Here is a 21531-nt window from a genome sequence, read left to right on the forward strand (position 1 = left end):
GAAGAGGTCGAAACGGGCCTCGAACTGGGTCGCTCACCTGGGCATTCGCCGGACTCGGGCCGGGCCTCGGCTTGATCATGTGCTCCGGCCAAGGACGCACCGATCAGACCGAGGCCCGTGGAGACGAGTGTGCTGCAACAAGACGCCCCGCAGGACGCGTTGGGGACGCTGTCACGCTTCCGTGGCGCCTTCTACGACTGCCTGCGCGGACGTGAGGACGCGCTGTTCGAGCTGGCTGACGCCCGGCCGTGTACGGACGGGCCGGTCAAGACGCTGGTCGACCTGGCGCTCGCCCCGGAACACCGCCGGGGCCACGGCGCCTTGTACGGCGGCTTGAACAAGGGCCGCTTGGACGTCGACCAGCTCCGGCAGACGATCACCGCAACACCGCTGCCGAGGGCCGCGGACGGCCGTCTGGTCCTGGCGGTCGATGTCTCGCCGTGGCTGCGGCCGGACGCGGCGACCTGCCCGGACCGCTCGTTCTGCCACACCTACGGCCGCGGGGGAGGCCAAGCACCAGATGATCCCCGGCTGGCCGTACTCGATCGTGGCCGCACTGGAGGCCGGCCGCACCTCCTGGACCGCGCTGCTGGACGCCGTCCGCCTTCAGCCCGGCGCCGACCTCGCGGCCGTCACCACGCGCCAGCTCCGCGAGGTCGTCCAGCGGCTCATCGCCGCCGGCCAGTGGCGTGAAGGTGACCCGGAGATCCTGGTCGTGCTCGACTCCGGCTACGACGCACCCCGCATCGCCCACCTGCTCGGCCGCCTGCCGGTACAGATCCTGGGCCGGATGCGCTCGGAGGGGGTCATGCGCCGCCCGGCACCCTCCCGCAAGGAGTTCCACCTGGCCCACCCCACGGGCGGCCGACCGCCCAGGCACGGCGGCGAGTTCATCTTCGGCGACCCCGCCGCCTGGGGCGCCGAGCAGGCCGCCAGCACCACCGACACACGCCTCTACGGCACGGCGACCGCGCGAGCGTGGGACCAGCTCCACCCGAGGCTGACCCGACGGGCGGCCTGGATCGACCACGAGGGACCGCTGCCGCTCATCAAGAGCACCGTCATCCGGCTGACCGTCGAGAAACTGCCCGGCCACGGAGTGAACCGGCCGGTCTGGCTGTGGTGGTCCGGCACCGGCGCCACCAAGGCGGACGTCGACCGCTGCTGGCAGTCCTTCCTGCGACGCTTCGACGTCGAGCACACCTCTGGATGCCGACGCCGCTCAGGAGCTCGAGTACCTCGACGTGCGCGGCCTTGCGGAGGTGGTGGCGCAGCGGCGGTGGCCGCGGGTGGCGCGGCGGGCAGTGCGGGCGGGTACGGAGCCGGGGCGGGTGTTCGCGCTGGCCCGGGCGGTGGTGTGCCGATGGTGGGAGGAGGCGCTGTATGGGGAGCGGGGGGAGTTCTGGCCGCAGCGGCTGCATGTGCTGGCGGGCGGTGATGCGGGGGGCGAGTTCATGCGGTGGCGGACGGTCGGCCGGGATGCGGCTGTCTTCCCCGAAGTGGTGGCGGTCGCTGAGGCGTTGCTGGATCCGGCGATGAGCGAGCTGGTGTGGTCGACAGTGGTGCCGGCCGTCCGCGGCCGCTGGCCGCGGTGTCCTGTCTCATCGAAGGCTGACCGTTCTCACCGAACCTTGAGCGGCGCTGAGCTCAGGGTTTGCCGTCGCGATGATCTTGTTCGTTACGACATCGAACGCCGGTCCATACGCCGCCGATATGTGCCGCCGGTGAGAATGCCGATGACAGCCGGATGGAAGCAGAGGTGGCAGGGTGCGACTCGAAGGGTGGCACGGCTGGGTCGGCACGTTCACCGGGGTGGTGCTCCTCACGGTGGCCGCACTGCCGTTGGCGGCTCTGGCGGCGTGGGCTCTGGCCCGCCGGCGGAGGCTCGCCGGTGCCAGGGCGGCGAGGGCGTGGCGCATGTCGCTCGCCGAGGTCGGCATCGTCTACGGGACGGTGCCGCCGGTCTGGTTGATCCTGCTGCCGGGCGACGAGGACGGAGCGGTCGTGAACCTGGTGCCGCTGCGGGACCTGCTCACGATGGACACGGGCCAGATCGTCGGCAACCTGCTGGTGTTCGCGGCGCTGGGGTTCCTCGCCCCGCTGCAGTTCGCGGCGCTGGCATCGGTACGGCGGGTTCTCGCGCTCGGGGCCGGCTGCTCGGTCCTGGTCGAGACAGCGCAGTACGTCCTTCAGCTGGACCGGGTGTCGTCCGTGGACGACATACTGCTCAACACCGCCGGCGCCGGTCTGGCCGCACTGGCGTCACCCCGCTGGTGGCGCGCCGGCAGAAGCCCGCTCCCCGCGGGAGGACAGGGCCCGAAACGCGGAGAGGTGAGCGGGAGATCCGCATGATGGCGTGCCGGAGACCGTCGACAAGACGGTCTCCGGGAAGGAGCCCCTCGGCGAGTAGAGATCTCCAACAAGGGCCTCACACCGACGGAGAAGACAGCCTGAACTCTTCAGCCCGGTCCCTGTGGCGGGCTGCTCAAGGTTCGATGAGAACGGTCAATTTTCGATGAGCCAGGTCAAGTTCCATCAGACCGGTGGGGCGGCGGTGAACCCGAAGCGGGCGCGGGTTTCCGCGATGGCGCCGCGCTGGGCGGCCTGGCGGATGGCGCGGGCCCGTACGCGGGGCTGCCAGCTCTTGCGGACCTCGCGCTCCAGGGCGGCAGCGAGCGCGGGGTGGGGCGCCGGGCCTTCCCGGTCAGGTAGCGCTCGACCTGGCGCTGGGAGCAGCCGGGCCGGGCCGCGGCGCGGCGGTGGGAGCGCTGCTCCGTCCTGACGAGGAACCGCATCCGCGCCTGCGGGCTCACCGGGATGGGTCGGGTGGCCGTGGCCTGCAGCGCCGCTTCGAGGGATTCGCCGATCGTCGCCACCGCTCACTCCTCCCCGTCGCGTCGCGGGTGGGGTCGTCCTAGATGTGCCGGGCCGGGTCGAAGCCCTGCTCCATGATCTCAGCGGCCCACCGCAGCCCGCGTACTTCTTCCATCCTGCCCTGCCCGGAAAGGCACGGAGGCGGAGCGGGTCTAGTCGTTGCGGCCGTAGAAGAGCCGCCCGCCCGCGGTGTCCACCAGGTACAGCACGTCCTGCCCGCTCGCGTTGCGGCGGACCGCGAGGCGGTCGACCGGCAGGCCGGGGGCGACGGTCGCGGCGGTCCATGCGCCGCCCGACTCGGTGGCGACGAACGCGCGGTCGGCGCCGGACTCGGTGACGTAGTAGACGCGCTTGCCCTCGTCCGCGTCCCAGGTGATGCCGAGCGCCGCGCGGGTCCCGGATCCGCGGTGCACCATCTGGCGGGCCCATGCGGTGCCCTGGGGGTAGGCGTAGCGGACCTGGAAGCTGCCCCCGTCCGTCGGCCGGTAGCGGTACGCGACCCTGGGCGCCGCGCCGTTGAGGGTGAGCTTCGCGCTCTGCACGGCCGGCCCGGTGTAGGTGTTGTCGCTGCTGTAGACCTCGCCGGGGCCGAGGGGCTGGAGCACGTCGGCGGTGGCCGGGGAGACGGGCGCGGTGACGGCGGCGCCCCGGGAGTCGGTGAACGCGCCGGTGGCCGGGGCGTACTTCAGGTACGACAGCTCGTGCCGGAACGCCGAGGACGGGAAGCGGCTCCACTGGAAGAGCAGGTGTACGTTCCCGGCCGTGTCGAACTGCAGGTCGTCCGGGTAGACGGCGCGGTCCGCCGCGCCGGCGAAGACCGCGGCCCTGCTCCACCGCGACTGGGCGTCGTGCCACCGGTAGAGCCTGCCGGTGCGGCGGTCCGCCTCGTCGATCCGGGCGATCAGCCACACGTCGCCGTCGGGGGCCGTGGCCACCACCGGATACGTGACTCCGGCGCCCTGGTCGGGCAGGTCGGCGGAGTGGTCGACGGGGGCGGAGCCGGTGGTGTCCGAGCGGAAGTACCGCCAGGGGTTGTTGTGCATCGAGGCGAAGACGTGGAACCTGCCGCTGCCGTCCCGGGCGATCGACGGCTGGTTGTGGCCGGGGTCGTCCGTGAACTCGGCCTGCGCGCCTCCCTGCATGACCGGGATGCGGGTCCACTGCCCCGCCGGGTCGCGGCGGGCGATCGCGACCCTGTGCGTGCCCGCGGAGGAGCCCGGCTCGTCGAAGGCGAAGTACGTGTACTCGCCGGCGCCGCGGTAGGTGGCGACCGGTGTCCACCAGGCGGCCTGGTTGGAGGAGTCCATCGGATACGGCACCAGGACCGGGGCGGTGGGGGATGCGGGGGCGGCCTGCACGCGGGCGGCGGGGCCGAGGAGCGCGGCGGCCGGAGCGAGCGCGGCGGCAGTCAGCAGACGGCGCCGACCCGCAGTGAATGAGAGATCCATATTGCGGGAGAGTCACGCACAAAGTGGGTGCCGTCAAGAGTTGGGGCGGGGAAGCAACCCGAAAACGCCGAGTGAGCGCTGCTTGTCGACATAATGTCCGGCATGCGGGTGCCCACGAGCGCCAGATCCGGTTCGTCGTAGGCCGCTTCGCGGAAGACGCCGAGGACGGTGGCGCTTCCGGACCGCGCGCAGGCCCTTTCCCCGGACGTCGCCCATGATGGCGCGTACGCCCCACGGGGAGTCGATCACCTCGTAGAACACGGTGGCGCGCCGGCTGCCGTTGACGGCGGCCGCCGCGGGCACGGCCACGAGCACGGAGCCGAAGGCGACGTTCGGGCCCTGGAACCAGTCCGCGACGAGTACCGCGGCAATCAGCACCATCGCCGTGGCGGAGTGCTCCAGCAGGCGGGGAACGCGTATCGGTGAGGGGCGCGCCGTAAAGGAATTGCTCAATTCGACGGGCGGGTGCGCATCCTGGGGCATCTGCCGGCGGCCGACGTGACCGGGCCGTCACGGGCCCGCCGGACTCCGGGGAACGGCCGCCTCGCCGGCCGCCTGAGCGATGTCCGCCCGGGCGTGACCCATCAGGTCGGCTGCGGGGCCGGTGAGCGAGCGGCGTAGCCAGTCGGCGATGGCGAGGGCGAGCGTGGTGGCCTGCTCGACGTTGCCGTCCGCGAGGAGTGCCTCGACGCGGTAGCCCATGTCGGACAGGGTTTCCGTGTCGGTCTGGGGCACGAGGACGTCGCGCAGGCCCGCCGGGTAGGGCTCCCGGGTGCGGGCATCGCGCAGGGCATCGACGACTTCGGGAGCGTCGCCGTAGTGGTCCAGGAGGCCGAGGAAGGCGTAGACCCGTGCCGTGAGGCGGGGGCGGCCGGGGAAGGCGTCGAGCCATTTCATCAGGTCGGCTTCGCTGCCGAGGTGTGCGATGACGTCCTGGAGTGCCGCTTTCAGTTTGTAGGGCAGGTCCCAGCCGTGGGGCAGGAGCTCCGCGACTTCCAGGGCGAGTGCGGCCTCGTCGTGCGGGCCGAGTGTGCCTGCGCCGAGTCCGCGTACCTTCGCGGGGTCGAGTACGAGTTCTTCGGGGCGGGTCGCGGCGGCGGCGGAGGAGGAGGGGTGGGTGTCGTGGCGGTGGGTGAGCCGGCCGCCTGCCCTGTGGAGCAGCTTGTCGTGCACGGCGTCTCCTCGCTGCCGGTAGCCGCGGGTCCGGGTGCCAGGGCGGATGCTCCTTTCCATGATGCGGGCGCACCGTGTGATCGGCGACTCGATGTTCTGGCGCAGCGCGGCCCCCGGGCGCCGGGTGGGTGCCCGGGGGCTGCTCGGCGGGAGGGGTTATCCGGCGGGGTGCCAGTCGCCGCTGTCGTCGTCGATGTCGTCCTGGGTCAGTGCGACGATCGGCATCGAGCCGTCGTCGAGCATCCGCAGGGCCACGCCGTAGGGCATCTCGTCGCCGCCCCTGCCCTCGTCGGCGGTCGCGGTCGCCTTGTGCGCGGGGGCCCCGGTGGGCTTCCCGTCGCCGGGGCCGGCGGCCGAGGCTGCGGGGGCGGCGGCCAGCGCGGTGAAGCCGAGCAGCGCTGCCGACGACAGCGCGACGGCGAGAGCACCTGTCCTGGGCATGAATCCTCCTGGATCCGGAGAGCGGCCCTGTGCCGCCCTGGCTGATTCAAGAAGAGCAAGGGTCCGCGTTCGGCCGGATAAGCGTTCCGGCGGGGAATTCGGGTGCCTGTTTATTTCTCTGCAATCCCGCCCGTGAAGCGGTGGTTGAGAGGGGGGAATTCCGGTGCGGGACTTCCCTTCGTGGGGCGGTTTTGGTGCCTGTCGCCTGCTTGGGTACCCTCACCCGGACCCGCGACCACGAGAGAGCGTCATGACCGACATCATCACCAGTGCCGCCAACCCGCTCGCGAAGCGGGTGAAGCTGCTCGCCGGCCGTAAGCACCGGCGGCGGGAGGGGGCGTTCGTCGTCGAGGGGCTGCAGCCGGTGTGGGCCGCCGTCGAGGCGGGGTGGCAGGTCGAGACGCTTCTCGTCGCGCCCGGGCTGCTGACGCATCAGGCGGCCTGGCGCATGGTCGAGGAGCAGGAGCGGGCGGGTGTGGCCGTGGCGCGGCTGGGGGCGGAGTTGTTCCAGCGTCTGGTCGACCGTGACGGGCCCGGCGGCCTCGCCGCTATCGTGCGCAGCCGGGACGGCGGGCTGGGCGGTCTGAGCGCGCGGGGCGGGGCGGTCTTCGTCGCCCTGGACCGCATCGCCAACCCGGGCAATCTCGGCACGATCATCCGCACCGTGGACGCGGTGGGCGGGGCGGGGGTGATCCTGATCGGGGACACGGTGGACCCGTATGCTCCGGCGGCGGTCAAGGCCAGCATGGGGTCGCTGTTCGCCGTCGACGTGGTGCGCACCCCCGACGCCGCGGAGTTCTTCTCCTGGGCCGCGGAGCGGGGTGTCGCGGTGGTGGCCACGTCGGGTTCCGCGGAGGAGGACCACTGGGGTGCCGCGTACGATCCGCCGCTGGCGTTCCTGCTCGGCAGCGAGCGGGAGGGGCTGGCGGAGGACCTGCTGGCCCGGGCGTCGCGGCGGGTGCGCATTCCCATGGTGGGTACGGTCGACTCGCTGAACATCGGGGTGGCCGCGTCGATCATGCTGTACGAGGCGCGCAGGTACGGCGAGAACCGGTGAGCGGCCCGGACACCGGCGGGCCGGTGCGGTACCCGGGCCGGTGCGGTGCCCGCCTACGTGTACTCGGCGATCTGGATGAGGTTGCCGCAGGTGTCGTCCAGGACCGCCGTGGTGACCGGGCCCATGTCCACCGGCTCCTGCGTGCACCGTACGCCGAGTCCGCGCAGGCGGGCGTAGTGCGCGCGTACGTCGTCCACCGCGAAGGACGTCGCCGGGATGCCGTCCTCGGCCAGGGCCGCCTTGTACGCCGCCGTTGCGGGGTGGCCCGGTTCCAGGGCGAGTTCGGTGCCGTCCGGGTCCTGGGGGGAGACCACGGTGACCCAGCGGTGCTCGCCGAGCGGCACATCGTGCTTGGGGACGAAGCCCAGGACGTCGGTGTAGAAGCCCAGAGCCCTGCTCTGGTCGTCCACGCACACGCTGGTGAGGTTGATCCTCATGGGGTCTTCTCCTGGCCGTCGGGGGTCAGCCATCGGTTCACGGTGTGCCCCAGCGGTTCGGTGTCCAGGTCGTGGAACTTGCAGCGGCCCTCGCGGCGGGTCCTGGCCAGACCCGCCGCCTGAAGCACCGCCAGGTGCCGGCTGATCGCCTGGCGGGACAGGCCCAGGCCGTGTCTGGTCGTCAGCCGGCCGCAGATCTCGAACAGCGACTGGCCGTTGCGTTCCGCCAGTTCGTCGAGGATACGCCGCCGGGTGGGGCCCGCCAGCGCCTTGAGCAGCGGCTTGCCTATCAAGCGTTGCGGGGTGCGCCCGCCCCGTCTCAGTCCTCGACGTCCTTTGCCGACGTCGGGCCGAGCTGCGTGGCGTCCGCGTACTCCGGCATCTTCATAGGCCGGTCGAACAGGAAGAACGACTGGTTCGTCCCGACCGTGAACTCCACGTACGCGCCCGTCGTCGCATCGAAGCCGAAGTAGGCGTTGCACGCCGAGCCCGAGTCGTAGGTGCCGTCCATACCCGGCTGCGCCACCACGACCTTGCCGTTCGACGAGGAGTCCACCGCCTCGGTCGGCGTGAGCTTCTTGCAGCGGGGCACGGGCAGGCCCTTCATGACGAAGTACCCGTACTCGCCCTTGCCGTTCTGGATGTAAACGTAGGACAGCTTGCCGCGCTTGCCCCAGGTCTTCACCCACTCGTTGATGGCCTCGCGGGTCGGCGAGTAGGTCATCTTCCCCGCCGGCTGGTTCGCCACCAGGGCGTCGTAGTTGCTCTGCTTGGCGGCGTTCTCCCTGCCCTGGCTGGAGTCGTCCTCGCAGGCGGCGAGGCCGAGGACCGCGATGAGCGCCAGCACGGACGCCATCGCGGTACGGGCGATCGTCTTCATGGGCCGTCCCCTTCCTGGATACCGGCGTCAACGCCGCCGGCCCGCAGGCCGCGGTGCCGGCGGCGTCCGGGCCGGCGGAAGGCCGCGCCGGCGCAGAGCGCTGCGCGATGCCGGCTCTCCGGCCGCGTACGGGCGCCGCCGGGCGGCCCGCCGGCTCCCACTGTGCGGCCCCGAGCCCGGGAGGGGTCCCGCGTGCGCGCCGGCTACGCACCGGGAGCAGCGGCGAAGACGTCCGGCGGGGGACGCGGGCCCGGCGCAGCGCGGCCGATGCTGTGGGGCATGTCCTTACGCGCCCGTATCACCGCGCTGTGCCTGGCCGCCGTCTGCGCGCTGTCCCCCGGCGGCCGCGCCGGCCGCCGCCGAAGCACCCGATCCCGCCCTGGTACGGGTGGACGCAGGGCTGCTGCGCGGCGTGCGCGACGGGCGGCGCCCTGCGGTTCAAGGGGCGTGCCGTACGCGCGGCCGCCGGCCGGCGCACTGCGCCGGCGTGCGCCCCGGCCGCCGCGCCCGTGGTCCGGCGTGCGCGACCACGGGCGCGGCGGGGCCCAGGTGCGCGCAGCCGGCCGGCGGCGGCGAGGACTGCCTGTACACCGAGGTCACCGCGCCGCTGCGGCCGGCACGGCCCGGGCCGCTGCCGGTGATCGTCTGGCTGCACGGCGGCGGCCTGACCACCGGCGCCGGATCCGACTACGACGCCGCCCGGCCGGCCGCCGCCGGCGACGTGATCGTGGTGAGCGTCAACTACCGCCTCGGTGTGAGGGGGTTCGGCTCCCACCCGGCGCTGGACGGCCAAGGCGGCGTCTCGGGCAACCACGGGCTGATGAACCAGACCCGGGCGCTCGGCTGGGTCCGGGCCAACGCCGCGGCGTTGGGCGGCGATCCCGGGCGCGTCACGCCGGCCGGGCAGCCGGCCGGCGCCCGCAGCGTCTGCGCGCACCTGGCCTCACCCGCCTCCCGCGGCCTCTTCCAGCGGGCCGTCGCGCAAAGCGGCGCCTGCACCAACCCGGTCCTGGCGAAGACCGCCGCCGACGCCACAGGCGCGCGGGCGGCCCGTGACGCCGGCTGCGCCGGGGCCGCGGACATCGCGGCCTGCCCGCGCCACACGCCGGCCACCGACCTGCTCAACGCGCTGGCAGACATCACGGCGCCGGTCACCGGGACGACCACCGACGACGCCCGGGGCCCGGTCGCCGGCACACCGTTCCTGCCGCAGCAGCCCGAAACAGCACTGCGGCACGGCTCGGCAGCCGGGATCCCGCCGCTCACCGGCAGCACCCGGGACGAGATACCTTCCCTCGTCCCCGACGCATACGACCTCGCCGGCCGCCCGCTGACCGCCCGGGGCTACGCCGACGTCGTCACCGACACCATCGGCGACGACGCCCCGGCCGTCCTGCGGCACTACCCCGCCACCGGCGACCCGAGCCCGGTACTCGCACTCTCGCGGCCGCTGACCGACCGGGGCGCAAGGATCAGCACCTGCCCGACACCGGCCGCCACCGCCTTCGCCGCCCGGCACGCACCCGTATACGCGCACGAACTGGCCCAGGACAGCGGCACCGCCACCGACGGCTTCCCCTACGGCGCCCACCACCGCTCCGACCTGCCCTACCTGTTCGGCCTGCCGTGGACCGACCCCGGCCCCTGAAGACCCGACCGCCACGATGACCGGCTACTGGACCGCCTTCGCCCACCACGGCGACCCCCACCACACCGGCCTGCCCCGATGCCGCCCGCTACAGGCACAAGGCAGGACCACGGTACTCGGGCTCGCCGACGGCACCATCGCACCCACCCCGTTCACGGCCGACCACCACTGCAGCTTCTGGAAACAGCCGCTAACCTCCACGGCCCGCCCCGGCGCGCCGGAGCGCGGCCCGCACGCTACATCCGTACACGGCCCGCCCAGATACCTCCGTACACGGCCCGCACCCCGCGTCCGTACGCTACGCCGGTGCGGGGCCCGCGTGTTACGCCGGAACGCGGCCGCGTAGATACATCAGTGCGCGGGCCCGCGTCCTATGTCGGTGCGCGGCCCGCGTGTTACGCCGGTGCGGGACCGGGCGCCGGAGCGGGGATCACCGCCACACTGCGCACGACAGCGAAGAACCGCGGCTCGTTCCCGGCCAGACCCGCAGCCGCCAGCGCCCGGTCCGCATCAGCCAGCGGCCCGGCCAGCACCACCGCCGCAGCCGGCCCGGACCCGCCGGGCTCGGCCAGCGCCGCCTGCACGCTGCGCACCAGCCGCCGGTATGCCTGAGCCGCGGTCACCTCGGCGGTGTCGTCCGCCATCATCGCCTCCGTTCACCGGACATGCCGCACGCCCACATTCTGCCGAAAGCCACTGACACCGGCCACCGCGAACTCCCCCACCACCGGCGCCGATTGACCCCCGGGGCAAGAAGGAAGCAGACTGCCTACGAGGTGAGGTACGCGGCGAGCACATCGGCTTCACGACGCAGACGCTCCGCGGCCCCGGCCCGGCCGGCCCTCTCGTAGACCCCGGCCTCGGCGCGGCGCTCGGTGATCTGCACCCGCAGCAGGGCACGTACCTCCCCGGCGGAAAGCACCCGGCGGGCCGCCTCCGCCGAACCGACACCGGCACGGGCCCCGGCGACGTACCCGCTCCCCTGCTCCGCCTCGGCGGCGGGGGCCTCGACCGCTTCAGCGTTGTCGATCGCAGCCAGAGCGGTGCGCAGCGCGGAGACGACTTCACGCCTGCGTGCCTTCATCGCGGCGCGGAGGTCCGCACGCATGAGAAACCGCAGTGCCTGCGCGTCCCCGGCCGTCCCCGGTTCCGCGGGCCCACCCGCCGCCGCCGCAGTCATACACCCAACCTACCCGTCCCGCCCCACACAGCAGCCCCCGCACAGCGGCTGCCCCGACAGACCAGCCCCCGGACGGCCCCGGGCCCACCCCAGGGCCCACCCCGGGGCCCACCCCGGGGCCCACCCCGGGGCCCGCCCCGAGCCAGCCCCGGGCCAGCGCTGGGGCAGCCCCCGGGCCAGCGCTGAGTTCAGCGCTGGCGGGCCGGGCGCACGACGATCTCGTTGACGTCCACCTCCACCGGCTGCGACAGGGCACAGGAGACAGCGGCGGCGATAGCACCAGGGGCGATCGCATGCGCACGGGAGGTACACATGACCTCCGCGGCACCGGCGTCGGCGATGGTGCCGGCGAACTCGGAGGTCACCACGCCGGGCGAAACGGCCGTCACCCGCACCGAAAGGTCGGCCTCCTGCCGCAGACCCTCGGTAACCACCCACGCCGCATGCTTGGTAGCGGAATACACCGCACTGCTCAGCACCACCTCATGCGCACCGACACTGGCAACCGTCACGAAATGCCCGCCGCCCTGCACACCTCACCCCCGCCGCAGTGAACCTCCCGGCCACCGGACAGCGCCGGGTGCCGGGACTGCGGCGCGAAGAGGTCGCCCTGCTCGCAGGAGTCAGCGCCGACTACTACATACGGCTGGAACAGGGCCGGGAACGATCCCCCTCCGCGCAGGTCCTCGACGCACTGGCCGCCGCACCGCGGCTGGACGAAGACGCCAGACTGCACCTGTTCCGGCTGGCCGGACTCGCCCCCCCACCCGCGCCGCCACAGCGCCGGACCGGGCAGAGCCGAGCCTGCTCACGCTCACGGACACCTGGCCCCACAACCCGGCACTCGTCCACAACCACGCCTACGACGTACTCGCCTCCAACACCATCGCCGACGCGCTCCTCCTCGGCCGGACATACTCGCGCAACCCCATGGAGACCGTGTTCACCGACCCCGCCGCCCGCTCCTTCTACCGCGACTGGCACGACGTGACACGCAACTCCATCGCCGCTTCCGCCTCAACCACGGCACCGCCCCCCAAGGACCCACGGATACGGCAGGTCCTCACCGGACCACTCGAAACCAGCCCAAAGCTCACGGAGCTGCGGGTGCGGCACGACGCCCGCAGCAAAGCACTGGAACACAAACGCATCGCACACCCCGCCGTGGACCCGCTGACGCTGACGACGCAGACATTCGGCGCACACGCCACCCCAGGACAGGAACCAGCCGCCTACCACGCGGAACCAGACTCACCCAGCGCCGAAACACCCGCCCTCCTCGGCCCACCCACCCCCACCCCCAGCCCCAGCCCCAGCCCCAACTGACCACCCCGGCACCGGCCGCGCACTCAGCCAGGCAGACGCAGACGATAGTCGTGCGTACGGCGGTACGCACGGAAACCGAACTCCTCACCCAACGCAAGAACCGCGGCATCGCCGTCAGCCGCGACGGTCTCCACCTCGCTGATCCGCGGATACTCGGCACGCAACCGGCGCAGCAACTCCGCCGTCACCCAGCGCCCCAGACCACGCCGACGATGAACCGGCACGACCACCACACGGCAGTGCTGGGCACGCACCGCCGGAGCAGGCGGAATGAACACTTCCGTATAGCCCACCACCGCACCCGTACCGGCATCCAGAGCCCCCACCCTCAACAACCACCCCCAACCAGACCCCACCACGGTGGCAGCAGAACCAAACACCAAACCCGGAACCACCACCGCAAACCCACCAGACTCCTCCGGACCGGCCAGCGCGAATCCAGTACGGGCCGGGATGAGCAGGTCAGCGTCCGAGACCGCGGCGACGTGGCACCCCGACGGTTGCCGCCCGGTGGCTGGCAGAGGTTCTTCCAACGATCACTTCCTGTTGGGAATCGGAGCAACGGTTCGTTCCTAGGCTGACCGGCGTCTCCCCCGGTCCGTTGCATCGAGAGGACTTCCCCATGACAGACACGTCTGCTGAAAGACCCACGGGTCCCGGTTTCGAACGACGCACTCTCCTGCGCGGAGCGGCGGTGGCCGCCGCCGCTTCCGTCCCCTTCCAGGCCCTCGCCGCGCGCACTGCGGCAGCAGTGCCGGTCAAGTTCGAATTCGACGCCGGATACGGCCCGTTGAGGCCGGTGAAGGACCAGGCGACCGGCCTGGAACTGCTGGAGCTGCCGCGCGGGTTTGAGTACATCTCCTTCGGCTGGACCAACGACCTCATGGACGACGGCGTGCGCACCCCGAGCTCGCACGACGGCATGGCGGCCTTCCGCTACGGCGACAAGGTGCATCTCGTCCGCAACCACGAGCGCGGTGCCGGGCCCGCCTTCACCGCCCCGGCCTACAACCCCGAGGCCGGTGGCGGGACCACCACCCTGGTCTTCGATCCGGACGCCGGCCAGTGGCTGGAGTCCTACGGCAGCCTGGGCGGCACCATCCGCAACTGCGCCGGCGGGCCCACCCCCTGGAAGACCTGGCTGACCTGCGAGGAGACCTTCTCCACGACGGCCGGCAAGCGCCACGGCTACATCTTCGAGGTGGCCTCGGAGGGCAAGGGCAATCCCGAGCCTTACAAGGCCATGGGCCGGTTCAACCACGAGGCGATCGCCATCGACCCGGCGACCGGCTACGTGTACGAGACGGAGGACCGCGGCGACGCATCCCTGTACCGCTTCGTCCCGGCCGTGCGTGGCGATCTGTCCAAGGGCGGCCGGCTGGAGGCTCTGCGTATCGGCAGCACGTCGTACGACACCCGCCTCAACGGGGAGAAGGAGTACGGGACCGTCTCCTGGGTGCCCGTTGAGGACGTCGACCCGGCGATGGACACGGTGCGACTCCAGGCGCAAGCGAACGGCGCAGCCGTGTTCAGCCGCCTGGAGGGTGCCTGGTACGGCAACGACCGCATCTACGTGATCACGACCGACGGCGGTCCCTCCCGCCAGGGCCAGGTCTTCGAACTCAACCCGGCCACCGACGAGTTCCGGGTTCTCTTCGCCTCGCCCGGCGCGGAGGTCCTCAACGCACCGGACAACATGTGCGTCAGCCCGCGCGGCGGCCTGGTGCTCTGCGAGGACGGCGGCGGCACCGAGTATGTCCACGGTCTGACCACCGACGGCGAGATCTTCCGCTTCGCCGCCAACAACGTGGACCTGCGGGGCGGCACGGCGGGCAAGAACGTCACCGCTGCCGACCACCGGGGCTCGGAGTGGGCAGGCTCGGTGTTCGAACCGAAGAACGGCAACTGGCTGTTCGTGAACATCCAGACTCCGGGCATCACGTTCGCGATCACCGGGCCCTGGTCCCAGGGCGCCCTCTGAGCGGTCGGCCCTGACACTGCCGATGCGACGAGGCCGCTGTACCCCAGCCGAGCGTCACCGGACAGGGAGTGTCGGTGGCCTTGCCGCGTTCCCGCAACACCGGGAGCCATCGCCGACTCCGGTGATGGCTCCCGCACCGGTGACCGGGGCGCGGAAGGGAACTGCGGGACATAGAGATACCCCCCGGCGATCCCCACCGGGGTGCGCGCCCCGATCAGACACCCTCGCGGACCGTGAACGCCATCATGGCCAGCGCCACCGCGTACGCCCCGTTCCGGGCACGGATGCGCACCGTGTGCCGCCCCGGCCGACACAGCCGGTGGCGGCACCCGACGCCCATAACCGCCCCATAACCGGCCCGAAGCGGCACGGCACACCCTCACGAAGACCGTCAGGAGGTGGTTGCCGGATGCGGGTCGCCGAGGTACGGGAACCGGTCCAGGGTGTCGGTGTGCGGCGTCAGTCCGGTCGGAGGCGCCTCGTTCTTGGTGAGGAACGCGACGCGGATATCGATGACGTCTTCCCTGAATGTGCGGCCATTCGGGTACGCAGCAGGCATGGACGGGTTGAAGTGCAGCACGTCCGGCAGGAGGCCGTGCTCGTCGAGCGCGACGATCGCCTCCTCACGCGAGTAGCCGCCGGTGTGGCCCAGCAGGTGGACGAACTGATCCGTCCACCTGGCCCGGTCGTTGACCGGCTCGCTGGCGTTGTACTCCTCCTTCGTGTCGTCGGTGTTGAAGAAGCTGCTCATTGACGGGTGCCCAGCGCGGTCCGCGTGAACGAGTTCGCCGTCGCGCATGACGCTGCACCGGCCCCAGATATGCAACTCGGGATTGGGGGCCAGTTGCGCGGTCGGCAGCTCGATGGCCATGGAGAAGACGTTGGCCTTGGTGTTGGAGTCGATGCCGGTCCACGGGGACTTTCCGCCCAGATGCGGCGCGGTGAAGTTCCGCTTGCCGCTGGTGTCGAACAGGTTCTTGATTCCGTCGAAGTCGAAGAAAAAGGCGTCACTGCGGCTACCGGCAGCCACCTGGTAATCGCCGCCGCTGACCACGTTGGCCCGGGGGCCGAAGGAGACGGCGGCGTCCGACACGATTTTGGTGCCGACCGCCTCGGGCCTGCGGGACTCCGCACCGGTTGCCATGAAGACGCTGTATGTCTGCGAGCCATCGGATGCCGGCGGGCTGAAGACCCAACTGAAGGCGTGGTCGGTCAGGTAATCGCCGTCGTTGTCAATGTTCAGGCGGTACACGGCGTCGGGGTGCATGGCATCTGCGTTGGGATTGGCGTTGAGGATGAGAACGGTCCTGCTCGGATCGCCGGGTGCCCCGAAGGCGTATAGGTCACACAGATCGAGGCGCTGGTCGCCGAGTGGTGGCCCGAGACTGAGGCCGGTGAAGTGGTTGGACATGTCAGGCCCTTACATTGTCTGCCCGTCGGAAACCGCTGGAGCCCTCGAACGGCCGTTCTGGGGCGTGTGAGGTACACCCACACCTGGGGTGAATCCACGCTAGCCGCCAGAGCAGTCCGGCCATCGAAAGCGAAGGCGCGGCCGTCAAACAACCCTCGAACGGCTCACCGGCGAGAACCTGCACGGCGCGGACTGACCAGTGCGAACCTGCTTGGCACGATCCCGTCCGGCCCGGCACCGCGCAGCTCGGGGTCGCCGCCCGGCGAGGAACTCGATTCCGCCGGACGCGGCCGATGGCAAGAGGGCATCCGGACTGCTCTGCCCTACGCGCCGCGGCAAGGGCACCGGCGCTGGTCTGGCACGTCAGTGACGATTACCAGACGCCGGGGTCGGTACCCGCTCGGCGAACACCGCCCCGATCTCCACACCCCACCCCGACGCGCCTCCGCCTCCCACTGCCTCCGTACCGCCACCGCCAACCCATCGGCAGCCCTCCCCACCGTCGGCCGGCGGCACAGCGCACAAGACAGCCGCAGCCGTCGCAGCCGCCTCCCCACCGACGTACCTGACCAGCGGGCGCCGTTACCACAGCGCGTAGCGCAGAGCCGTCCGGATACCCTCTTGCCCATCGCGCCGCGTCCGGCCGGAATCGAGTACCTCGCCGGGCGCCGACTCCGAACTGCGCGGTGCCGGGCCGGAGGATCGTGCCAAGCAGGTTCGCACTGGTCAGTCCGCGCCGTGCTCCCGCTTCTTGCAGGGGTGTGGTCCGAAGAAATCGTAGGAGGGTGTCCTTGGCCACCGCCATTCCGAGCCTTCTGGCGAGCCTGGCCCCGGGCCTGCCGCCCAGCACTTCGGCGATGCGGTGACGCGCTGGTAGATCTCGGCCACTTCGGGGAAGGTGATCTCATCGCCGGCCAGCTCGATCTGGCGGCCGATGTACGTCTGCGGCTCGTCGAAGGCGTGGGCGGCGAAGAACCCGATGTCATCGGCGGCGATCATCTGCATGGGCCTGTCCGGCTTTACGGGCAGCGAGAGCACTCGCTCGCCCACGGCGTCGGCGTAGTGCAGCAGGTTGTTCATGAAGAACACCGGCCGCAGGACGGTGGCGGGCAGCCCGAGGGTCAGGACATGCCGCTCGACCTCGGCCTTGCTCTCGAAGTGGTCGATCCCGGTGTGCCGTTCGGCACCGCCCACGGAGCTGTACACGAAATGTCCGACCCCAGCCGCCCTGGCGGCATCTGCCACCGCCTTGCCCTGGCGGACCTCGGCAGCCAGGGTTTCCGGCTCGTACGCCAGCGCCTGCACACCAAAATCGCCGGAGTCACCGCCTCCGATGCCGTAGATCCAGTGCACTCTCCCTGCTGCTGCCCGCAGCGTCCGAGCTAGGACTACGGGGCCGCCACCACCCGTGGACCTGGCTCGTCCGCATGCGCGGACAAGGTGCGTCGGCGGAACCATGTGTACGATGCCGCGGCCTTACTCCTGAAGCACCGCCCGGCTCGCGACCGCCGCGCCCAGTCGGCTCACTTCGGTGTCGCCCAGATGCAGTTCCGCAGCGCGGGCGGAGTCGAGGATCGTATCGGGGCGGCGGGCGCCCGGTATGGGGATGATCGCCGGGCTGGTGGACAACAGCCAGGACAGCGCGGTGCGTTGAGGGCTGACGTCGTGGGAGCGGCCCACCTCGGTGAATGCGGCGGTCAGTTCGTCGTCCCTCGTGCCGACCGTGCCCAACGGCCGCCAGGCCAGGAATGCCAGGCCGAGTTCTTCCGCGCGGCGCAGTACCGCACGGTGCTGGGTGGCGCTGGGCGAGAACTCGTTTTGCACGGCGACGAGGGCTTCGCCCAACAGCTCGTGAGCCAGGTCGAGTTCGGCGACGGTGACGTTGGATACGCCTACCGACTTGACCGTGCCCTCCGCGAGCAGCCGGAGCAGCGCGGTCAGCGAGTCGGCGATCGGCACGACCGGGTCAGGGGCGTGCAGGAAGAATAGCTCGATGCGGTCGAGGCGGAGCCGGTCGCGGGACGCGGTGGCCGAGCGGACGAGGTGGTCGGGGCTGCTGTCGGTGAGCCATCGCCCGTCGCCCGGCCGGACCCGGCCCGCCTTCGTCACCACCGTGACTCCGGCCGCATCGCCGTCCCAACTGTCCAATGAGTCGGCGATCAGCGTCTCGTTGTGCCCCACCTCGTCGGCGCGGATGTGGTAGGCGGAGGCGGAGTCGATGAGGGTCACTCCGGCGTCGAGCGCGGCGTGGATCGTCGCCATGGCCTGCGCGCGGTCCGGACGACCTTCGATGGACAGCAGCATGCCGCCCAGGCCGACAGGGAAGACCTTCGAACGCCCGCACGCGCGGGTCGGGTTGGTGAGGTGCGGTGAGTGGTTCATACGGCTCCCTGTCTGTTGATGGTGCTGCCACGCCGGCAGCCGCCGGGCGGCACAACTCCGGTCGGCGAACAGTCGATTTGGCGATCGGCCCGGCGACCCGGTGGTTGCCGCGCGCGCCGCGCTAGCGGCGTACCGCGAGGCGGCCCCGCGAGAAGACGGCGGCGACCTCGTGCGTCGGGTCCGCCAACCGCTCGACGTGGACAGCAGGGTTGTGGCGGGTCAGGACGATGTCGGCGCGGGCGCCGGTGGCGAGCACACCGAGTTCACCGGCCGCGCCGAGCAGCCGGGCGCCGGTGGTAGTAGCGCTGCGCAGCACCGCCCAGCCCGGCTGCACCCTGGCCCGCAGCGCGAACTCCTGCGACTGATGGACGTGCATGGCACCGAGCAGGTCGGTGCCGAAGGCGATCGGAGCGTCGGCGGCGTGGGCGTAAGCCAGGGCAGTGAGGCCACTGTCACGCACAGCCGCGACCTTGGCGGTGCTCGCGGGAGGGAGCCCGTGGAGCGGGCCCTCCTCCGCCAGCACCGTGTACGTCACCAGCGTCGGCACGTAGTACGTGTCGTGCTCGGCGAACAGCCGCGCCTCGTCAGGGCCGATCAGATTGCCGTGCTCGATGGTGCGTACGCCCAGTCGCAGCGCGCGGGCCACCGGCTCCGGTGTGTAGGCGTGCCCAGCGCAGTAGACGCCCGCCCGCCTCGCCTCGTCGACCGCCGCGCGGATCTCTTCCTCGCTGTACTGCGGGGTGTCGATCCGGTCGGTGGGGCTGGAGATCCCACCGGAGAGCATCAGTTTCACGAACGACGCCCCCGACCGTACGGCTTCCCGTACGGCGGTGCGCAGCGCGTCGGGTCCGTCGACGATCCGGCCGATGCCGGGCACGGCCGGGTGGTCGTCCGTGTGGAGCCGGCCTCGGGGCCGCAGGTCGCCGTGTCCCCCGGTCTGCGACAGCGCTTTTCCACACACGTACAGCCGGGGGCCGGGCGCCAGCCCCTCGTCCAGGGCGTCGGCCAGTCCGGCATCCGCGCCGCCCGCGTCCCGGACCGTGGTGAAGCCGCGTTCGAGCATCGCGCGCAGTTCCCGTAGCGCGTGGGCGGTGACGTAACTCGGCGGCATCCCGGTGTCCGCCCACTCGTCGGCCGTCACCGAGGTGACGTGCACGTGGCAGTCGATGAATCCGGGGACCGCGTACAGGTCGGTGCCGTCCAGGTCACCGGGCGCGAGTGGGTCGGGAGTGTCGGCCGCGACGGCGGTGATCCGGTCGCCCTCCAGGGTGATCCGCCGGTCCCTGAGCACCTGTTCGTTCTCGGGGTCCACCACGTGGACGTGTCTGATGTCCATTCCGGTAGGCCGCTCCTCGTTTTCCGCTACGCCGATCCGCCTGTCGCCTACTGGCTCGCGCCCCCGGCGCTCAGGCGCCGAACAGCTCGTCGACGGTGGTCGTGGTCTTGGCGTTGCCCACCATGAAGCCGTAGTCGCCCGGTGCGGTGCGGGTGTAGCTCTCGCGAGTGAGCACCAGAATGTTGGAGTCGTAGGGCGCGACGAGCTGTTCCAGCGTCTCGAACGTGTACGGGTCCACGACCTCGCCCAGCACCGTGCCGCCCTTGATCACCTCACCGAGCCGGTCGGGGGTGAAGCGGGAGATCATCGCGCCGCCCTTGGCCGGGCGGAGCGTGACGAGTTCGGTCATCACCGTCTGCCGCTCGACGATGGCCTCCGGGGCGCCTTCCAGCATGCCAATGCCCTTGAGCATGTTGCGGCCTTGGCGCACGGCCTTGCCCAGGAAGGCGTCGGTCAGTTGGCCGCCGCCGCCGAGTTCGCAGACGGTCGAGGCGATGCCGTTCTTGATGGCCCACGCGCTGGAGGTGCCCTCGTAGGGCTCGTGGTGGTAGAGCAGCGCGGCGCCGAAGGACGTGGCCATCTCCCGGCCGTCGTCCATGATGTACGAATACTCGACCGTGGAGTACAGGCCGCTGGAGTGGAAGTCCACGAAGTAGTCGGCCTGGAGCATGATCTCGGCGAGCACGGAGGCCAGTTGCTCGGTGACCGAGCCGTTGCGGTCGCCTGGGAAGATGCGGTTGAGGTTGAGACCGTCCTGCGGGGTGAAGCGGGACATCGCCGCGTACGCGTACGGGTTCGCCACCGGTACGGCGACGATCGTGCCCGCCAGCTCTGCGGGGTCGACCGACGAGACGAACCTGCGTATCTCCTCGGGGCCCATGGCCTCGTCGCCGTGGACTCCGCCGAAGGCGACCAGGGTGGGTCCCGGCCGGGCGCCGGTCAGGCGGTGGACGGTCAGCGCGAGGTCGTGCCCGCTGTCCAAGCGGGTGACGGGGACGGTCTCGATGGTGTGGCCGGGCTGCGCGGCCGGGGTCCCGGTGGCTGTGGTGTCGCTCATCCGCAGTGTCTCCTTGGTGATACAGCAATGGGTACGGGGATCAGTTCTCGGGCTCATTTCGGCACCGGGGGCCGGGGACGGTGTCCCCGGCCGGCCGAGGTCACCGCATCTCGCCGATCGCGGACGCCTCCTGGCGCAGCGCGGGAACGGCTCCTTCGGCGAGGTCGAGGGTGAAACGGGCGGCCGGCCCGCTGATGGAAAGACCAGCGACCGCCAGACCGTCCGGGCCGATGACGGCGGCGGCCCGGCAGCGCAGGCCCACGCTGTAGGTTTCCTCGTCCACGGCGTAGCCGCGCCGCCGTGCCTCCTCCAGCTCCGGCTGTATCTTCTCCAGCGTGGCCTCAGGGTCGGCCACGTCGGCGCCGCGCAGCAGCGCGAGCTGCCGGGCGCGCGGCAGGCGGGACATGATGGCCTTGCCGAGCGCGGAGTTGTCGGGCGGGATGAACTCGCCGATCCGGTTCACCGCGCGCAGCGGCTGCTCGGACTCGGTGCGGGCGATGATGAACATGCTGTTCCCGACGATGCGTCCGGCCGTCGTGCTCTCGCCGGTGATGCCGGTGAGCAGCCGGGTGGCCTGCTGGAGGCGGTCGTTGCTGTAGAGGTGTTCGTTGACGGCGGCGGCCATGGCGGCGAGCCGTCGGCCGGGCACGAAGCGGTGCGTGGTGGTCTCGTTGAGGAAGCCCCAGGCGACGAGTTGGGCCGTCAGCCGGGACACAGTGGACAACGGCGCATCGGCCGCCGCTGCCAGTTCGGTGAGTGTCAGCGGCGCGCCTTCGGCGACCACGGACTGCTCCAACAGGTTGAGGATGCGCCCCATGTAGCTCGGTGATTTGGTGTTCTCGGTGGGGGCCCGCCCGGGGACTTCGGTGTCCTCTGCCATAGGTACGTGCCTCTCCTGTC

General features: G+C 71.4%; 21 protein-coding genes and 3 pseudogenes. 7 read left to right on the forward strand and 17 right to left on the reverse strand.

The features are described 5' to 3' along the window. Positions 1 to 132: 132 nt before the first annotated feature. Positions 133 to 1204 (forward strand): annotated as a pseudogene (locus tag OG946_RS00065) (transposase); the annotation flags it as partial. A gap of 563 nt (positions 1205 to 1767) precedes the next feature. Next, complete coding sequence (locus tag OG946_RS00070) at positions 1768 to 2352, forward strand: VanZ family protein (protein ID WP_326794082.1); 585 nt, start codon at positions 1768 to 1770, stop codon at positions 2350 to 2352. A gap of 674 nt (positions 2353 to 3026) precedes the next feature. On the opposite strand, the gene OG946_RS00075 is transcribed toward OG946_RS00070, so the two are convergent. The 4 genes from OG946_RS00075 to OG946_RS00090 all read right to left on the reverse strand — a co-directional run bounded on the left by OG946_RS00075 (position 3027) and on the right by OG946_RS00090 (position 5936). After that, on the reverse strand, positions 3027 to 4322 hold the full coding sequence (locus OG946_RS00075) for a BNR-4 repeat-containing protein (protein ID WP_326794083.1): 1296 nt from the start codon (positions 4320 to 4322) through the stop codon (positions 3027 to 3029). Between the two features lie 33 nt (positions 4323 to 4355). Continuing rightward, positions 4356 to 4703 carry a hypothetical protein gene (locus OG946_RS00080; protein WP_326800473.1) on the reverse strand — a complete coding sequence of 116 codons (348 nt, stop codon included), beginning with the start codon at positions 4701 to 4703 and terminating at the stop codon, positions 4356 to 4358. Positions 4704 to 4832: 129 nt separating this feature from the next. After that, complete coding sequence (locus OG946_RS00085) at positions 4833 to 5495, reverse strand: hypothetical protein (protein ID WP_326794084.1); 663 nt, start codon at positions 5493 to 5495, stop codon at positions 4833 to 4835. Positions 5496 to 5651: 156 nt separating this feature from the next. Next, complete coding sequence (locus OG946_RS00090) at positions 5652 to 5936, reverse strand: hypothetical protein (protein ID WP_326794085.1); 285 nt, start codon at positions 5934 to 5936, stop codon at positions 5652 to 5654. A 250-nt stretch (positions 5937 to 6186) separates the two neighbouring features. On the opposite strand from OG946_RS00090, the gene OG946_RS00095 reads away from it, so the two are divergent. Further along, positions 6187 to 6993 (forward strand): TrmH family RNA methyltransferase, encoded by an 807-nt coding sequence (locus OG946_RS00095; protein ID WP_326794086.1) that lies wholly within the window; start codon positions 6187 to 6189, stop codon positions 6991 to 6993. 53 nt (positions 6994 to 7046) lie between these two features. Here the strand turns inward: OG946_RS00095 and OG946_RS00100 are convergent, their stop codons facing one another. The 3 genes from OG946_RS00100 to OG946_RS00110 are packed head-to-tail and all read right to left on the reverse strand — an operon-like array spanning position 7047 to position 8310. Beyond that, on the reverse strand, positions 7047 to 7430 hold the full coding sequence (locus OG946_RS00100; protein ID WP_326794087.1) for a VOC family protein: 384 nt from the start codon (positions 7428 to 7430) through the stop codon (positions 7047 to 7049). Then, a complete protein-coding gene (locus OG946_RS00105) occupies positions 7427 to 7720 on the reverse strand; it encodes an ArsR/SmtB family transcription factor (protein WP_326800098.1) in 294 nt (97 codons plus the stop codon). The genes OG946_RS00100 and OG946_RS00105 overlap by 4 nt, the downstream gene beginning before the upstream one ends. A gap of 29 nt (positions 7721 to 7749) precedes the next feature. Continuing rightward, positions 7750 to 8310, reverse strand: a complete 561-nt coding sequence (locus OG946_RS00110) for a hypothetical protein (protein WP_326794088.1) — start codon at positions 8308 to 8310, stop codon at positions 7750 to 7752. A 487-nt stretch (positions 8311 to 8797) separates the two neighbouring features. Here OG946_RS00110 and OG946_RS00115 point away from each other — a divergent pair, with 487 nt between their 5' ends. Then, entirely contained in the window at positions 8798 to 9958 is a 1161-nt protein-coding gene (locus tag OG946_RS00115; RefSeq protein WP_326794089.1) for a carboxylesterase family protein, read from the forward strand. A gap of 395 nt (positions 9959 to 10353) precedes the next feature. Here the strand turns inward: OG946_RS00115 and OG946_RS00120 are convergent, their stop codons facing one another. The 3 genes and pseudogenes from OG946_RS00120 to OG946_RS00130 form a co-directional block, all read right to left on the reverse strand. Beyond that, positions 10354 to 10602, reverse strand: a complete 249-nt coding sequence (locus OG946_RS00120) for a hypothetical protein (RefSeq protein ID WP_326794090.1) — start codon at positions 10600 to 10602, stop codon at positions 10354 to 10356. Positions 10603 to 10727: 125 nt separating this feature from the next. Then, complete coding sequence (locus OG946_RS00125) at positions 10728 to 11138, reverse strand: hypothetical protein (protein ID WP_326794091.1); 411 nt, start codon at positions 11136 to 11138, stop codon at positions 10728 to 10730. Between the two features lie 188 nt (positions 11139 to 11326). Further along, a pseudogene (locus tag OG946_RS00130) lies at positions 11327 to 11674 on the reverse strand (SDR family oxidoreductase); the annotation flags it as partial. Positions 11675 to 11718: 44 nt separating this feature from the next. Between OG946_RS00130 and OG946_RS00135 the strand changes: the two are divergent. Both OG946_RS00135 and OG946_RS00140 read left to right on the forward strand, forming a co-directional pair. Continuing rightward, positions 11719 to 11817: pseudogene (locus OG946_RS00135) on the forward strand (helix-turn-helix domain-containing protein); the annotation flags it as partial. 125 nt (positions 11818 to 11942) lie between these two features. Further along, positions 11943 to 12464: an MmyB family transcriptional regulator gene (locus OG946_RS00140; protein WP_326800099.1), complete on the forward strand. Its 522-nt coding sequence runs from the start codon at positions 11943 to 11945 to the stop codon at positions 12462 to 12464. 23 nt (positions 12465 to 12487) lie between these two features. Here the strand turns inward: OG946_RS00140 and OG946_RS00145 are convergent, their stop codons facing one another. After that, the gene (locus OG946_RS00145; protein ID WP_326794092.1) at positions 12488 to 12997 is read right to left on the reverse strand and encodes a GNAT family N-acetyltransferase; all 510 of its coding nucleotides are present in this window, start codon (positions 12995 to 12997) and stop codon (positions 12488 to 12490) included. A gap of 161 nt (positions 12998 to 13158) precedes the next feature. Here OG946_RS00145 and OG946_RS00150 point away from each other — a divergent pair, with 161 nt between their 5' ends. Beyond that, positions 13159 to 14445 (forward strand): alkaline phosphatase PhoX, encoded by a 1287-nt coding sequence (locus OG946_RS00150; RefSeq protein WP_326794093.1) that lies wholly within the window; start codon positions 13159 to 13161, stop codon positions 14443 to 14445. 391 nt (positions 14446 to 14836) lie between these two features. On the opposite strand, the gene OG946_RS00155 is transcribed toward OG946_RS00150, so the two are convergent. The 6 genes from OG946_RS00155 to OG946_RS00180 all read right to left on the reverse strand — a co-directional run bounded on the left by OG946_RS00155 (position 14837) and on the right by OG946_RS00180 (position 21511). Next, on the reverse strand, positions 14837 to 15856 hold the full coding sequence (locus OG946_RS00155; RefSeq protein ID WP_326794094.1) for a DUF4331 family protein: 1020 nt from the start codon (positions 15854 to 15856) through the stop codon (positions 14837 to 14839). 726 nt (positions 15857 to 16582) lie between these two features. After that, positions 16583 to 17209 carry an NmrA family NAD(P)-binding protein gene (locus tag OG946_RS00160; RefSeq protein WP_326794095.1) on the reverse strand — a complete coding sequence of 209 codons (627 nt, stop codon included), beginning with the start codon at positions 17207 to 17209 and terminating at the stop codon, positions 16583 to 16585. 123 nt (positions 17210 to 17332) lie between these two features. After that, on the reverse strand, positions 17333 to 18238 hold the full coding sequence (locus OG946_RS00165) for an aldo/keto reductase (protein ID WP_326794096.1): 906 nt from the start codon (positions 18236 to 18238) through the stop codon (positions 17333 to 17335). A gap of 121 nt (positions 18239 to 18359) precedes the next feature. Beyond that, positions 18360 to 19574, reverse strand: coding sequence for a metal-dependent hydrolase family protein (locus OG946_RS00170; protein WP_326794097.1), 1215 nt, complete (start codon positions 19572 to 19574; stop codon positions 18360 to 18362). Between the two features lie 70 nt (positions 19575 to 19644). Beyond that, complete coding sequence (locus OG946_RS00175) at positions 19645 to 20631, reverse strand: succinylglutamate desuccinylase/aspartoacylase family protein (protein ID WP_326794098.1); 987 nt, start codon at positions 20629 to 20631, stop codon at positions 19645 to 19647. A gap of 100 nt (positions 20632 to 20731) precedes the next feature. Beyond that, a complete protein-coding gene (locus tag OG946_RS00180) occupies positions 20732 to 21511 on the reverse strand; it encodes an IclR family transcriptional regulator (RefSeq protein ID WP_326794099.1) in 780 nt (259 codons plus the stop codon). Positions 21512 to 21531 lie beyond the last annotated feature (20 nt).

The sequence above is a fragment of the Streptomyces sp. NBC_01808 genome, assembly GCF_035917395.1.
Classification (GTDB): Bacteria; Actinomycetota; Actinomycetes; order Streptomycetales; family Streptomycetaceae; genus Streptomyces.

Coding starts and splice junctions, on each gene's coding strand:
- OG946_RS00090 (WP_326794085.1), bottom strand. CDS start 5,936: ATGCCCAGGACAGGTGCTCTCGCCGTCGCGCTGTCGTCGGCAGCGCTG.
- OG946_RS00155 (WP_326794094.1), bottom strand. CDS start 15,856: ATGTCCAACCACTTCACCGGCCTCAGTCTCGGGCCACCACTCGGCGAC.
- OG946_RS00125 (WP_326794091.1), bottom strand. CDS start 11,138: ATGACTGCGGCGGCGGCGGGTGGGCCCGCGGAACCGGGGACGGCCGGG.
- OG946_RS00100 (WP_326794087.1), bottom strand. CDS start 7,430: ATGAGGATCAACCTCACCAGCGTGTGCGTGGACGACCAGAGCAGGGCT.
- OG946_RS00180 (WP_326794099.1), bottom strand. CDS start 21,511: ATGGCAGAGGACACCGAAGTCCCCGGGCGGGCCCCCACCGAGAACACC.
- OG946_RS00110 (WP_326794088.1), bottom strand. CDS start 8,310: ATGAAGACGATCGCCCGTACCGCGATGGCGTCCGTGCTGGCGCTCATC.
- OG946_RS00175 (WP_326794098.1), bottom strand. CDS start 20,631: ATGAGCGACACCACAGCCACCGGGACCCCGGCCGCGCAGCCCGGCCAC.
- OG946_RS00080 (WP_326800473.1), bottom strand. CDS start 4,703: ATGGTGCTGATTGCCGCGGTACTCGTCGCGGACTGGTTCCAGGGCCCG.
- OG946_RS00170 (WP_326794097.1), bottom strand. CDS start 19,574: ATGGACATCAGACACGTCCACGTGGTGGACCCCGAGAACGAACAGGTG.
- OG946_RS00095 (WP_326794086.1), top strand. CDS start 6,187: ATGACCGACATCATCACCAGTGCCGCCAACCCGCTCGCGAAGCGGGTG.
- OG946_RS00165 (WP_326794096.1), bottom strand. CDS start 18,238: ATGAACCACTCACCGCACCTCACCAACCCGACCCGCGCGTGCGGGCGT.
- OG946_RS00075 (WP_326794083.1), bottom strand. CDS start 4,322: ATGGATCTCTCATTCACTGCGGGTCGGCGCCGTCTGCTGACTGCCGCC.
- OG946_RS00120 (WP_326794090.1), bottom strand. CDS start 10,602: ATGGCGGACGACACCGCCGAGGTGACCGCGGCTCAGGCATACCGGCGG.